This window comes from Actinoplanes sp. NPDC051861 (assembly GCF_040681145.1).
Classification (GTDB): domain Bacteria; phylum Actinomycetota; class Actinomycetes; order Mycobacteriales; family Micromonosporaceae; genus Actinoplanes.
This window is the reverse complement of the sequence record NZ_JBFAYE010000003.1, coordinates 257297-271808: the sequence shown is the minus strand read 5'-3', so window position 1 is coordinate 271808 and position 14512 is coordinate 257297. Positions and strand designations below refer to the sequence as shown.

9 protein-coding genes are annotated in these 14512 nt (G+C 72.7%); 5 read left to right on the top strand and 4 right to left on the bottom strand.

Features of this window, described 5'->3' with window-relative positions:
- Positions 1-7: 7 nt before the first annotated feature.
- The 4 genes from AB0M02_RS12075 (at position 8) to AB0M02_RS12060 (ending at position 4581) form a co-directional block, all read left to right on the top strand.
- Positions 8-817: an IclR family transcriptional regulator gene (locus AB0M02_RS12075; RefSeq protein WP_364224989.1), complete on the top strand. Its 810-nt coding sequence runs from the start codon at positions 8-10 to the stop codon at positions 815-817.
- Between the two features lie 96 nt (positions 818-913).
- On the top strand, positions 914-2374 hold the full coding sequence (locus tag AB0M02_RS12070; RefSeq protein WP_364224987.1) for a benzaldehyde dehydrogenase: 1461 nt from the start codon (positions 914-916) through the stop codon (positions 2372-2374).
- A gap of 1016 nt (positions 2375-3390) precedes the next feature.
- Positions 3391-4215 (top strand): aldo/keto reductase, encoded by an 825-nt coding sequence (locus AB0M02_RS12065; RefSeq protein ID WP_364224985.1) that lies wholly within the window; start codon positions 3391-3393, stop codon positions 4213-4215.
- A 93-nt stretch (positions 4216-4308) separates the two neighbouring features.
- Positions 4309-4581: a YggT family protein gene (locus AB0M02_RS12060; RefSeq protein ID WP_364224983.1), complete on the top strand. Its 273-nt coding sequence runs from the start codon at positions 4309-4311 to the stop codon at positions 4579-4581.
- A 37-nt stretch (positions 4582-4618) separates the two neighbouring features.
- Here the strand turns inward: AB0M02_RS12060 and AB0M02_RS12055 are convergent, their stop codons facing one another.
- Positions 4619-6574, bottom strand: a complete 1956-nt coding sequence (locus AB0M02_RS12055) for a hypothetical protein (protein WP_364224981.1) — start codon at positions 6572-6574, stop codon at positions 4619-4621.
- Positions 6575-6607: 33 nt separating this feature from the next.
- Positions 6608-7579 (bottom strand): acetylxylan esterase, encoded by a 972-nt coding sequence (locus tag AB0M02_RS12050; RefSeq protein ID WP_364224979.1) that lies wholly within the window; start codon positions 7577-7579, stop codon positions 6608-6610.
- Between the two features lie 51 nt (positions 7580-7630).
- Here AB0M02_RS12050 and AB0M02_RS12045 point away from each other — a divergent pair, with 51 nt between their 5' ends.
- On the top strand, positions 7631-9820 hold the full coding sequence (locus AB0M02_RS12045) for an ATP-dependent RecD-like DNA helicase (protein WP_364226053.1): 2190 nt from the start codon (positions 7631-7633) through the stop codon (positions 9818-9820).
- On the opposite strand, the gene AB0M02_RS12040 is transcribed toward AB0M02_RS12045, so the two are convergent.
- Positions 9810-14081: a caspase family protein gene (locus AB0M02_RS12040; protein WP_364224977.1), complete on the bottom strand. Its 4272-nt coding sequence runs from the start codon at positions 14079-14081 to the stop codon at positions 9810-9812. The two genes, AB0M02_RS12045 and AB0M02_RS12040, sit on opposite strands and share 11 nt — an antisense overlap.
- Positions 14078-14440: a hypothetical protein gene (locus tag AB0M02_RS12035; RefSeq protein WP_364224975.1), complete on the bottom strand. Its 363-nt coding sequence runs from the start codon at positions 14438-14440 to the stop codon at positions 14078-14080. Before AB0M02_RS12035 ends, AB0M02_RS12040 begins: the two co-directional genes overlap by 4 nt.
- Positions 14441-14512: the final 72 nt, after the last annotated feature.

Below are 14512 nucleotides of genomic sequence, written 5' to 3'. Positions count from 1 at the left end.
ATGCGCCATGGCCGCCGATGACGAACCCACGTCCAGCACCGCGTTCTCCCAATCTCTCGAACGCGGGCTCACGATCCTGTCCTCCTTCAGCGAATCCCGCCCGGTGCTCGGCATCGCCGACCTGTCCCGGGCCGTCTCGCTGAACAAGAGCACCACCTACCGGTACGTGGCGACCCTCGCCCGGCTCGGCTACCTGCAGCAGGACCCGGAGACGAAGAAGTACTCGCTGGGACCGCGGGTGGTCGACCTCGGGTTCGCGGCGATCAACGCGCTGGAGATCAACCGGGTGGCGGCGCCGTACCTGCAGGCGCTCTCCGACGAGACCGGCTACACGGTGAGCATGGCGGTGCTCGACGGCACCGACATCGTGTACGTGGAGCGCCGGCGCAGCGGCCGGGCGGCCACGTCGTTCGCGATGGCGCTGAACCTGCACGTGGGGTCGCGGCTGCCGGCGTACTGCACGTCGATGGGGAAGGTGCTGCTGGCGTACCAGGAGCCCGGCGTGCTGCGCGGGCTGCTGGACCGGACCGATTTCGCCCGCCGCGGCCCGAAGACGCTGACCAACCGCGAGCAGCTGACCGCCGCGCTGGCGAAGATCCGGCAGTGCGGGGTGGCGGTCAACGACGAGGAACTGGCCTCCGGGTTGCGCTCGGTCGCCGCGCCGGTGCGCGACCGGACCGGACGGGTGGTCGCGGCGGTCAACATCGCGGTGCACCTCACGGTGTGGTCGACCAGCGCGGACACCGTGGTGGCGCGGCTGGAACGACCACTGCGGCACACGGTCGCGGAGATATCCACCCGTCTTGGATATCGGTGAACGAACTGGCGTTCGGATGAGTCGAACACTTCGTTGATCTGCCGGAAACATGGGCATAGCGTCGGCGCACCCTGAACCAACGGGAGGCGAGCGGCCATGCTGCTGGACGAGAAGATCTGGACCGGGAACATCTACATCGGCGGCGAGTGGAGACCGGGGCGGGGTGGGGCGTACGACGTCGTCGAACCCGCCACCGGCGAGGTCCTCGGCCGCATCGGGCGGGCGGGCGCCGAGGACGTCGACGAGGCCGCGCGCAGTGCCGCCGAGGCGCAGAAGGCCTGGGCCGCCACCCCGCACCCGGCCCGCTCGGCGGTGCTGCGGCGCGCCGCCCAGCTGTGGGGCGAGTACGCGGCGGAGATCTCCGGATGGAACGTCCGCGAGGTCGGCGCGATCCCGCCGATGGCCGGTTTCGCCCTGCACGTCGCCGAGCAGGAGTGCTACGAGGCAGCGTCGCTGCCCAGCCGCCCGTACGGCGAACTGCTCCCGAGCGAGGAGCCGCGGCTCTCCATGGCCCGCCGGGTCCCGGCCGGTGTGGTGAGCGTGATCGCCCCGTTCAACGTGCCGATCATCCTGGCCATCCGGTCCGTCGCCCCGGCGCTGGCCCTGGGCAACGCCGTGCTGCTCAAGCCGGACCCGCGCACCGCCGTGACCGGCGGCGTGACGCTCGCGCGGATCTTCGAGGAGGCCGGCCTGCCGCCCGGTGTCCTGCAGATGCTGCCCGGCGCCGCCGACGTCGGCGAGGCCCTGATCACCCACCCCCTCGTCCGCGTCATCTCGTTCACCGGCTCCACCCGTGCCGGGCGCCGGGTCGGCGCGCTGGCCGGCGAGCACCTCAAGCGGGCACACCTGGAACTCGGCGGCAACTCCGCGCTGATCGTCCTGGACGACGCCGACCTCGAGGGCGCGGTCGGCGCGGCCTCCTTCGGCTCCTGGTTCCACCAGGGCCAGATCTGCATGACCACCGGCCGTCACCTGGTGCACGAGCGCCTGTACGACGAGTTCGTGGAGCGCCTCGCGGCCAAGGCGTCCGCCCTGCCCGTCGGCGACCCGAACCGCGAACAGGTCGCGCTCGGCCCGATCATCGACGCCGGGCAGCGCGACAAGATCCACGAGGTGGTGACCCGGTCCGCGTCCCGTGGCGCCCGGGTGGCGGCCGGTGGCACGTACCGGGACCTGTTCTACCCGGCCACGGTGCTCGCCGACGTCGCCGACGACACCCCGGCCTTCACCGAGGAGATCTTCGGCCCGGTCGCCCCGGTGCTGCGGTTCCGCGACGCCGAGGAGGCGGTCCGGCTCGCCACCGCGAGCGAGTACGGGCTGTCGCTCGGCATCGTCACCCGCGACGTGATGAAGGGCCTGGCGCTCGCCGAGCAGATCCCGACCGGCATCGTGCACATCAACGACCAGACCGTCAGCGACGAGGCGAACAGCCCGTTCGGCGGCGTCGCGGCCTCCGGTACCGGCTCCCGGTTCGGCGGCGCGGCGGCCAACGTCGAGGCCTTCACCGAGACCCGCTGGGTCACGGTCCGTGACAAGCCCCCGGCGTACCCGTTCTGAGGAAAGTTGTTTCCGCGCCGTTACAGGCACTCCGAGAGACTTGCGTTAAATGCACGTTCATCAATAATGAGCGCCATGCATCGAGCCGAGGCGATACCGGTTGACGGGTCCCGGAGCACGACCGAAGCCCCCGGCGGCACCGAGCCGACGGGGGCTTCCCGGGACGCCGATCCCACCGGCAGCCCACTGAGACCGCAGGTCACCGCCCCCGTTAACGGTGACCTGCCGGCCGCCACCCCCGGCGGCACACTCCACACATCCCCGCCCGCCGCCCTCCCCAGCGGCGCACACACCACATCCCCGACGGCCGCCTCACCCGCGGCCATCCGGCCCGCGGCCCCGCCGACTTTCGCGGCATCCGCGACACAGTCGTTCTCGGAGCGAGCCAGACAGGCGTTCTCCAGACGGGCGTTGTCCAGACGGGCCACGACGCGCAGACTGGTCGGGCTGTGAGCCCACCGGCGCGGCCGCCGGCGAACAGCCAGGCGGGCCGCGGCACCAGCGCACCGGACGGGCCTCCACCACCGGGCAGCCCCCCGTGCCGGCCGAGGAGATCCCTCATGAGCCGCACCGGGAGAGCCGGCCCACCCCGCCGTTCCTTACGACTACTGACCGCATCAGCACACCGAGCCGCGTCCTCCGGAGTTGTCTCCGCCGACGCCGCCGCCCCCGCCGGCGAACTTCTGCCGCCGCAGCGCGCGTCCTCCCGTACCTCCCGGCGCCCGACGCTCGCGCTCGCGCCCCCTCACCGGGCCCTCGACGGCCCCGGCAGCGCGACCCCGGCGCCACCATCCGCACACCCCGCGCGCCCACCACCCTCGCCCCCGACGGGATCTTGATCCGCGGATCCCGGGCGATCCGGCAAAAATGCCTGGGATCCGCGGCTAGGTGGTCCCTGTTCGGGGAGTTCGGTTGGTGGGAAGGGCCGGGCAGGGTAGAGGTAGAGGCGTTCGCGCGCTCCGCCGGAAACCCCGGCGGCTTCGGCGCGCTCGCTCAAACACCGGAGGGACCCCGCAATGGCCGGCATTCCGAACGTCACCTTGAACAACGGCATCACCATGCCGCAGATCGGATTCGGCGTCTTCCAGATCCCCGAGGCGGAGACCACCGCCGCCGTCAGCAGCGCGCTCGAGGCCGGTTACCGCAGCATCGACACGGCCTCGGCCTACGGCAACGAGACCGGCGTCGGGTCCGCGATCAAGGGCAGTGGCATCCCGCGCGACGAGCTGTTCATCACCACCAAGCTGTGGAACACCGATCAGGGGTACGACGAGACGCTCCAGGCGTTCGACGCGAGCCTGGCCCGGCTCGGGCTCGACCAGCTCGACCTCTACCTGATCCACTGGCCGACCCCGAAGCACGGCCGGTACCTCGACACCTGGCGCGCCATGGAGAAGCTGTATTCCGAGGGCCGCATCCGGGCCATCGGCGTCTCCAACTTCTTCCCGGAGCACCTGCGGGCCGTCGCCGACCTGGGCGGCACCGTACCGGCGGTCAACCAGATCGAGGTGCACCCGGCGCTCCAGCAGCGATCGGTCCAGGCGGCCGGCACCGAACTGGGCGTGGTGACCGAGGCGTGGAGCCCGCTCGCCCAGGCGGCGGTGCTCGCCGAGGACGCGGTGACGTCGATCGCCACCACGCACGACCGGACTCCGGCTCAGGTGGTGCTGCGGTGGCACGTGCAGCAGGGGCGGGTCGTCATCCCGAAGTCGGTCACGCCGGCGCGCATCAGGGAGAACCTGGGCATCTTCGACTTCGAGCTGACCGGCGAGGAGATGGCGGCGATCGACGCCCTGGAGAGCGACGGCCGCACCGGCCCGCACCCCGAGCACTTCAACTGAGGTCCTCAACCCGGCGCGGTCTCAGCCGACGTTTAGGAAACCCACAGGTGACCGCCGCATAGTGGGAGCACATTCCCGCAGTTGGAGGTACTGATGGGTCTTCTTCGTCTGATCGACCTGGTGCTGCTGATCGTGCAGTTCCTGCTGATCGGGCGGGCGGTGCTCGACTGGAGCGTGGCGATCGCCGGCCCGGCGATGCCCGGCTCGTTCCGCTCGCGCGCCACCACCGCGGTGACCAAGGTCACCGAGCCGATCCTGGCCCCGGTCCGGCGCGTCCTGCCGCCGTTGCGGGTCGGCGGAGTCGGCATCGACCTGGCGTTCATCGTCGTCTTCCTGGCCATCAGCATTCTCCGCACGATCATCTGAGGCGGCTGAGAACGGAGCCGGCCTGATCCCCCGTGGCTCAGGCCGGCTCCGTCACGTTCCGTGGCGCCAGGCGACCGGACAGGTCTGGCAGTTCGCCCGGCCCGTCCGGAACCGCCACAGCGCTGCCGCCCTCTCGGTAGGCCGTCAGCATCGCCGCCGGGAGCACCAGGACCGCCGCGCCCGGCAGCACCGAGATCCCGTCTGCCGGGTAGCCCGTCCCGTCCACCAGGAACAGCATCGACGGCACCACCATCAGCACGAAGATCCCCAGGTAGAGCACCGCCACCGCCCCCGGAACAGCGGCCACCGCCAGAGCGCCCCAGAGCGCCACCGTCCGCCCCCGCCTGCGGACCCGGTGCTGCCTGACCACCGCGGCCACCACGACGCCGAGCGACAGCGCCGCCGTGCCGGCGAGGGCCGGGGCCGTCTCCCCTTCCCCGTTGCCCAGGTAGGGCGCAACACCCGCCGCCACCGCGACCGGGATCCCGATCAGCGCTACCGCCGCCGCCCGGTGCAGCCGCGGCCGGCGGACCGCGACAGCGGTCACCGTCCCCAGCAGCACCCCGCCCACCGCCACCAGTGCCGTGGTCAACGGCAGCCCGAGCGGCATGAACGCGTGGTTCTCCGCCGGAGTGCTCTGGAAGAACAGCAGCGGCCCGCACGCACTGGCACCGACCGCCACCACCATGACCCGGCGGCGGGTCGGAATCGCCTGCACCCGCCCCGCCCCCACCCAGCTGAAGCCGATCACCACGAGCGCGCTGAGCAGGGCGATCCGCATCCCCGCCGCACCCGAGACCTCGAAGCGCAGCAGCACCGCCTCGACGGTCAGAAGACCGGCACCGAGCAGCACCGCGGGACGCAGCGCCGACCGCCGATTCGCCGTGGCCGCCGTCATGCCGAGCGCGGCCAGCAGGATCGCGCCCCAGCGCAGTTCCGCCGCCCACAGATAGATCTCGCCGTCACCGCCCGGCATCGGCGCGTCCGCCGACCACACCGGCAGGCCCGGTGTCAGCACGGCCACCGTGTAGGCCCAGGCCACCACTCCCCCGGCAACCGCGGCCACCCCGGCCACGAGCGCCGCCACGGGCAGACCGGCCGGAGGAGCCGGCACGGAGGCGGGCACCCGCGCCGGCCGGCGAGCCGCACCGGCCGCGCTCCGTCCGTACACGATCGGGAGCCATCCGTACGCGACGAGCAGCCCCAGAGATCCGCCGACGAACGGGAACGAGAGGACGCCGTCCGGCATGACCAGCGCGTCGGTCTGGATCGTGATCGAGAGATACGCGGCCCGCAGCCCCGCGCCCAGCCCCTCCGGCCAGCTGAACACGATCGGCAGGGTGGACAGGGCGGTCGCGGAGACGGCCACCGTCGGAACGCCCACGATCGTCAGGACCACGGCGGCCGCGCGGCGGGCCCGGACGACCGCGCGGCCGAGGATCGCGGTCCCGGCCGTCCACGCCAGCACCGCGATCACCGGGATGATGTCGACGTCGATGCCGCTCATCGCCAGCACGGCCGGCATCACGGCGAGCGGCGCCAGGACCGCGGGGGTGGCCCGGCCGAACCGGCCCTCCCTTGACATCGGCAGGCGGCGGCCGAGCCACCAGGCGACCGGGACACCCCAGAGGGTCAGGACAATTCCCTGCACCAGCGCGCCGGACCAGCCGAACCCGATGAACCCGATCTGCCGGGTCACCTGCCAGATGACGGCGCCGAGCATCGCGGCGGCGACCAGGGCGGCCGCGGGGCCGAAGCCCGCGGAGGGGCGTGTCCCGCCCCAGCCGCGCGGCACGCCGGAGCCGTCCCGGACCGGCGGCGACGTGAGGAGGCTGAACGCGTAACCGGCCTGCCGCCCGGAGGTGCCGGGACGGCTCTGGAGGTCGGCCAGTTCGGCGTGCCACTCGCGGAGCATCTCGTCGCGGACGGCCGCGGGCCAGCGCCGGGCCGCCACACGCAACGCCCACCGGGTGATTCGGGTCAGCGCGATCATGCGGACACCGTAGCCGACCCCACTGTCTTTTCTCTACATAGCCCCTTCGACGAACTCCAGGGCGAGGGTGTCGAAGTACGAGCGCCCACCGTCGTGGCCGTCCCACTCGTACACCTCGATCTGCTTGCGGCCGCTCAGCGAGTTGTACGCCCCGAACACCCCGGACGGCGGGCACACGTCGTCCATCAGCGCCGCCGACACGACGGCCGGCGCCGTGACCCGCTTGGCGAAGTGCACGACGTCGATGAAGTCCAGCGTCTCCAGCGTCCGGGACGCGAGGTTCGGGTTGGCCCGCAGGAACCGCACCACCTCGTTGAACGGATTGCTGTCCGTGATCGTCACCGAGCGCCGGATGTCGCACAGGAACGGCACACCGGACACCACGGCCGACACCCGGTCCGGCACCAGCCCGGCCGCCACCAGCGACAGCGCGCCACCCTGGCTCTTGCCGGTCACCACCAGACGGGTCGGGTCGACGCCGGGCAACTCTGCCGCGACCTCGACGGCCCGCGCCGCGTCGGTGTAGAGCCGCCGGTAGTAGTGGGTCTCCGGCGACTGCACTCCCCGGGTCACGAAGCCCGGCGTCGAGGGCCCGGCTCCCGAGTCGTCCACGTCCGGGGTGTCACCGCCACGCCAGTTGCCGCCCTGACCGCGGGTGTCCATGACGAGGTGCGCGTACCCGGCACTGGCCCACAGCAGCCAGTCGATCGGCAGGCCGCGGCCGCCGCCGTACCCGATGAACTCGACGGCGACCGGAAGCGGCCCGGTGGCGCCCGCGGGGCGGTTCAGCCAGGCCTTGATCGGCTGGCCCGCGTACCCGGAGAACGTCACGTCATACGTGGTGACGCCGCGCAGCGGGGTGGCGACCTCGGTGACAACGGGCGGGACGGCGGCGCGCCGTGCGGCCGCCAGGGTGCCGGACCAGAAGTCGTCGAAGCGCTTCGGTTCAGGGGTCGAGGGGACGTACGCCCGCAACTCGGCGAGCGGGAAGTCGAAATGCGCCATGTGTGATCACGCTAGGCCCTGACTGTGAACGGCAACAGCCCGGCGGGCACGATGGGCGGCGTGCCGAACAGCTCTCCGAAGAAGACGCACGAGCTCGAGGCCGTGCTGGAGCGGCTGACGTACGTCAACGAGGAGACCGGGTACACGGTCGCCCGGGTCGCCACCGGTCACGGCTCCGACCTGCTCACCGTCGTCGGGGCGCTGCTGGGCGCACAGCCCGGGGAGAGTCTGCGGCTGTCCGGCTGGTGGTCGTCACACCCGCAGTACGGGCGGCAGTTCGAGGTCCTCTCGTACACCACCGTGCTGCCCGCCACCATCCAGGGCATCCGCCGGTACCTGGGATCCGGGCTGGTCAAGGGCATCGGGCCGGTCTTCGCCGAGCGCATCGTCGACCACTTCGGACTGGACACCCTGCAGATCATCGAGGAGCAGCCGGAGCGGCTGATCGAGGTCGCCGGACTGGGCCCGAAACGCACCAAGAAGATCACCTCGGCGTGGGCCGAGCAGAAGGCGATCAAGGAGGTGATGGTCTTCCTGCAGGGCGTCGGCGTCTCCACGTCGATCGCGGTGCGGATCTTCAAGAAGTACGGCGACGCGAGCATCAGCATCGTCAAGAACAGCCCGTACAAACTGGCCGCGGACGTCTGGGGCATCGGCTTCAAGACCGCCGACACCATCGCGCAGGCGGTCGGCATCCCGCACGACAGCCCCGAACGGGTGAAGGCCGGGCTCCAGTACACCCTCTCCCAGGCCACCGACAACGGGCACTGCTTCCTGCCGGCCGACGAGCTGGCCGCCGAGGCCGCCAAGATCCTCGACGTGCCCGGCGGGCTGATCCCGTCCTGCCTGGCCGAGCTCGTCGCCGAGGAGGGCGTGGTCCGCGAGAACGACGACGTCTACCTGGTGCCCTTCCACCGCGCGGAGATGTCGCTGAGCTCCACACTGAAGAAGCAGATTTTCGACAAGTCGGACAGGATGCCCGCCTTCCAGACCGTCGACTGGGAGAAGGCTCTCGACTGGCTCCACCGGCGGACCGGGCAGCAGCTGGCGAAGGAACAGGAACAGGCCGTCAGACTCGCGCTCACCGAGAAGGTCGCGGTCCTGACCGGCGGGCCCGGATGCGGCAAGAGTTTCACCGTACGATCAATCGTCGAACTCGCCGCCGCCAAGCGCGCCAAGATCCAGCTCGTCGCACCGACCGGCCGGGCCGCGAAGCGGCTCGCCGAACTGACCGGCCACCCGGCGGCGACCGTCCACCGCCTGCTCAAGCTGCAGCCCGGCGGCGAGGCCACCTACGACCGTGACAATCCCCTCGACGCCGACCTGCTCGTCGTCGACGAGGCCAGCATGCTCGATCTGATCCTGGCGAACAAGCTGGTGAAGGCCGTTGCACCGGGTGCGCACCTGCTGCTGGTCGGCGACGTCGACCAGCTGCCGTCGGTCGGTGCCGGCGAGGTTCTGCGCGACCTGCTCGCCTCCGACCCGATCCCCCGCGTGCGGCTCACCCAGATCTTCCGGCAGGCCGCCGAGAGCGGCGTCGTCACCAACGCACACCGCGTCAACCAGGGCCGCCCGCCGCTGTTGGACGGCATGCGCGACTTCTTCCTCTTCCCGAGCGACGACACCGAGGCGACCGCCGAGCTCACCGTCGACGTCGCCTGCGCCCGGATCCCCCGCAAATTCGGCCTGGACCCGCGCCGCGACGTGCAGATCCTCACGCCGATGCATCGCGGTCCGGCGGGCGCGGGCGCGCTCAACACGCTGCTGCAGCAACGTCTCACCCCGGCCCGGGAGGGCCTGCCGGAGCGGCGGATGGGCGGGCGGGTGTTCCGGGTGGGCGACAAGGTCACGCAGATCAGGAACAACTACGACAAGGGCGCGGCGGGGGTTTTCAACGGCACGGTCGGCGTCGTGACCGGGCTTTCGCCCGAGGAGCAAATTCTTACCGTACGCACGGACGAGGACGAATCGATCGAGTACGACTTCGACGAACTGGACGAACTGGCGCACGCGTACGCCATCACGATCCACCGTTCGCAGGGGTCGGAGTACCCGGCCGTGGTGATCCCCCTGACCACCAGCGCGTGGATGATGCTGCAGCGCAACCTGCTCTACACGGCCATCACCCGCGCGAAGAGGCTCGTCGTGCTGGTCGGTTCCCGCAAGGCTCTCGCCGCCGCGGTCCGCACGGTCGGCGCCGGCCGCCGCCACACCGCCCTGGCCGGCCGCCTCAACTCGTGACGCACGGGTCGCCGGTGGGTGCGCCGTCCGGCAGTTCCGCCCGCTGGCCGCCGGTGAACCCGCCGCCGAACGCCCGGCACAGCGCCGCCACCCATCGCTCCGCCGTCAGCGGCACCTCCGCCGGCATCACGTCGACACCGCCCAGCGACAGCACGTCGCCGGCGCCGTCGTAGCTCTCCTGGAACTCCCGGCCGCTCAGCTGCAGCACGCCGCTCTCGGTACGCCGGACCGGGTCCCAGAGCGTGACGCGCTCACCGGTACCCCGCGACCCCTTCGTCACGAGGTAGCCGTCCGGGGTCGCGCCGAGCAGTTCGACCGCGCCGTCGGTGGTGAACGACGACGTCCGGGCCCCGCTGCCGACGTCCCAGACCTCGATCGCCCGGTCCTCGGTCAGGTGGATCAGATGCTCGCCGGTCGCGTCGAACTCCATGCTGCCCTTGTCGGCCACCGCGCCCAGGGCGCCGAGACGCTCCGGGCCGCTGAGCCGCCACAGCTGCACGCGCTCGTCGTTGGCGTAGACGGCGACCTCGTCCGGGTGCCCGGGCCGGGGCAGCACCGCCGGGAGGAACGTGAAGCTCTTGCGCTGTGCCGCGTCGACCGCCACCGAGAACCGAACCTCCATCCGCCCGGTGGCCCGGTCCCAGACCGAGACCGTGTCACCGGCTATCGCCGCGAGCCGGCCGGTGTCCTGCAGGGTCGTCGCCATCATCGACCCCTCGTACTCGGTGGCGGTGCCCGGCAGGCGGTAGGTGTTCCCGGTCGTCAGTCCCGGTAGCCGGTAGTCGGTCACCTGCCAGGACGTGCCGTGCCGTTCGATGAACCAGGGTTCGCCCTCCGGGTTGAAGGCGGCGAACTGCGCCGTCGACGCCGGCCTGGCCAGGTGGCCGCCGGCCTCGCCGGACGACAGGTCGAACGCGTCCACACCGCCGTCGTCCGAGCGGACCACGATCGACCTGCCGTCCATCGAGGAACTGGCCCGGCCGGGCACGGTCAGCGGGTTGCGGGCGACCGGGGTCAGCCGCAGGACGGCCCGGTCGATGCCGAGCAGCGCCACCGGCGGACCACCCGGCACGTCGACGAAGTCCAGCCGGGCGAGTTCGTCGTCGACGGCGAGCGACCCGGACCGGTACGGCACCACGTAGTCGTAGGACTCGCCCGACCTCAGGGAGGTGACGCGAATCCTCGAGTACGGCTCCGAGACCGACGGGACGGACGCCAGCAGGTGGTCGCCGTCGATCGTGCGGGCGAAGTAGCACTCCGGCTGCCGCGGCGGGAACCGGGGATGCCGCTCGCCGGTGACGGCGGAGCGCACGTCCACGGTGAACGGCTCCGTACCGTCACAATGGAAGACCCAGTCCCCGCCACCAGACGTTGCACCGGGCGCGAACCGGTGAACCAGCCCGCCGTCGGCGAGCGCGCGCGTCTCCGGTGTGCGCTCGTCCGTGTTCCCGGCCGGCACGACCAGGACCCGCGTGGGGTCGCTGGTGAACCGGACCTCCTCCACCGGCCGGGGCCCGAACGGCCGGGCCGCCAGCGGCATCCGGGCCGGCGCCGCGGTCAGGTCCCAGAGCCGCGCGTTCGCCCCGGAGACGTCGGTCCGCAGCAGCCGGCTGCCGTCCGGGGAGAACGTCATGCGCAGCGTGCCGATGTCGCGCGTGACCGGGCTGCCGGGCAGCTCGATCGGCGCGCCCGCCGCGCTGCCCGGCGGCTCACCCGCCGGGCTGGTGAGGTCCCAGAGGGCCACCGGTGCGCCCACCCGCGTGCTCGCGAGCCATCTGCCGTCCGCGCTGAGCACGACACGACTGCCCTCGGCCGGCAGGCGCCAGCTCGCCGGCGACCCGCTCAGCAGGCCGGTGACCACGGTGAAGCCCGTGGCGTCGCTGAGCACCGTGACGGCGCCGTCCGCGCTGCTCAGCACGCCGGTGATGGGCCGGTCAGTGAGGTCGTCGAAGGCCGCGCCGACCGATCGCATGGCCAGGAACTGCCCGGCCAGCGCGGTCCGGGCGTCCGGCACGTCCGGGTCGGAGCGCCACGCCGCCAGCGCCAGGCGGGTCGCGAAGACCGGGCGGCGAGCGGCCTCGGTGGTGGCCGCCCCGGCGAGGCTCTGCGCGTTCGCGGAGCGCAGCTCGCGTTCCAGCCGGTCGCCGCGGCGGTACGCCAGCACGGCCGTCGTCGTGGCCACCACGGTGAGCACCGCCAGGGCGCCCGCGGTGAGCCTCCGGACCAGGTCGGTGCGCCGCTGGTGAGCCGCCGAGGACGCGAGGAAGTCGCGGGACTCCCGGCTGAGGTCGCAGGTGGCCCCGATCGCGGCCCGGACCTCGGCGAGGCGGCCGCCGCGGTAGAGCCGCCCCGGGTCCCGGCCGGCGGCGGCCCACTCCCCGGCGGCGCCCTCCACCTGCTGGACCGAGACCAGCCGCGCCCGGCTCTCGTTGATCCACTCGCGGAGCCGGGGCCAGTGCAGCAGCAGCGCGTCGTGGGTGAACTGGGCGCCGGTCTCGTCGGCGGTCACCAGCCGGGCCCGGACGAACGCCTCGAGCGCCTCGGCGGCCGGGCCGGTCAGCCCGGCGACCGGGATCCGGCGCCGGGTCTCCGGTGCACCGTCGCTGAACCGCACCATGCTCAGGAGAAGATCCGGAGCGGCCTCGCGCGCCCCGGCCGGCAGCGCGCCGAACACCTCGTCGGCGGCCGACGCCAGCGCGCCCTCCACCCGCTTCGCGGCGATGTAACCGTCCAGCGTGAGCTCCCGGCCGTCCCGGTTCTGCCAGGTGCGCAGCAGCGCCTGGGAGAGCAGCGGCAGCATGCCGGGGTGGTATCCGGCCCGGTCGGCCTCGTCCGGATCGGCGCCGGTGTCGCGCAGCAGCAGGTCGACCAGGCCAGGTTCCAGGGTGAACCGCCGGCGCCGCGCGGGCTCCTCGATGGCAGCGCGCAGCTGGGCCGCCGTCATCGGCCGGACCACGACGGTGCTCCGCTCCTGCGCGTCCACCAGGTCGGGGTGGGCGGCGCAGTGACCCAGGAAGTCCGCGCGCAGGCCGAGCACCACGTGCGTGGACGGCCCGGCGGCACGTCTGAGCGCGGACACGAACGTGCGCACCCGCGCGGCCGGTCCGAGGAAGGCCTCCTCGAACTGGTCCACCACGATCATTGCCGGCGCGCCGCCGATCGCCAGACGGACGGCCGCGGGATCGGCGGCGAACGCGGCCCGGAGCGCGGTGGCGTCCGCATCGGACCAGCCCGCCAGGCCGGCCGCGAGGGCGCCGAGCGGGTCCTCGCCCGGGGTGACGCGCAGGCACCGGTCCGGCGCCACGGGTGTCCCGCCGAGGCGGCCGGCCCGCACCGCCGGGATCAGCCCCGCGGAGAGCAGCGACGACTTGCCGGAGCCGGACGGTCCCGCGACGATCGTCAGGCCGTTCGCCGTACGCAGGGTGTCCAGCGCCGACTCCACCAGCGCCTCCCGGCCGGCGAAAAGGCTCGCGTCCGCCTCGGTGTAGCGGGCCAGCCCCCGGTACGGGCAGCTCTCCGCGTCGCCGCCGGGCTCGCGCCGGGCCGGTTCGCGCCGGCGGTACGCCACGTTGCCGGTCAGCACCAGGTCACCCGCGTCACCGGCCACCCGCAGTTCGGGAACCGGGTCGCCGGTCGCGGTGAACGTACGGGTCAGGGCGTCCGCCACGTCGCGCAGCCGGAGATCGCCGGGCGCCTCCGGGTCGCCCTGGCGCAGCACCTTGACGAGGGCGCCGCTGAACGTGGTGTAGTCCGCTCCCTCCGGCGCGAGCGCGTGGCCGTCCGGCCCGGCGGCGGTGAGCAGCGCGCCGTTGCGGCCCAGGGGAAGCTCGGCACGCCCGCCGAAGCAGCTGTCCAGGACGACGATCTTCCGCAGGCGCGGGAAGGAGTCGAGCAGTGCGGCGATCGCCGGTACGCCGGCCGAGTGCACGTCGGCCATCAGGTGGTCGTCGGACGTCTGCCGGGTGGCCAGGTGCAGCGTCCCCGACGGGTCCCGCAGTCCGTGCCCGACGTAGTAGAAGACCAGCACGTCGGTGGCCTGCCCGGCCGCCTCGCGCAGCGGCGTGAGGATCGCGGCCCGGTCTGCCGGGTCGACGACGTCGGTGACGTTCTCCTCGGGCACCCCGCAGGCACGCACGAACGCGGCTTTCAGCGCGGCCACCGTGGCCGGCACCGCCGGGACCAGCGGGAGGAACGCCGCGTCGTGGTGCCCGGTGCCGACCAGCACGACGCGGGTGCCCGCGCCGGAGAGCTGCCCGGTCATTTCTCCTCGCTCGCCTCCAGAGCGGCCCGCAGCTCGCGGATCAGCTCGGCGGTGCCGGCGGCGTCGAGCGCGCCGACGGTCTTGGCGTCCAGTTCGATCTGGGCGCCGTCCTTGCTCTTCACCACCACCCGGACCGCGCCGACCCGGGTGCGCAGCCACGCGACCAGCGACGCGACGAAGGCGCTGGAGACGGAGCCGGCGACGATCTGCAGCGCGTCGACGCCCGGCCCGAGCCGCCCGGGCACGGCCGGCGACTCGATCAGGACGACCTCGAGGCCGTCCTCCTCGATCAGCCGGGCGCGCAGCGAGTAGAGGTCATCGGCCGGTGCGTCCCCGGCGACCGCGACAGTCACGTCCACGCATCGAAGCCTATGACAACCGATCCACGTGAGACGGCCGTCGCAGATCCCCCATCCGGGTTTTTGCGTACT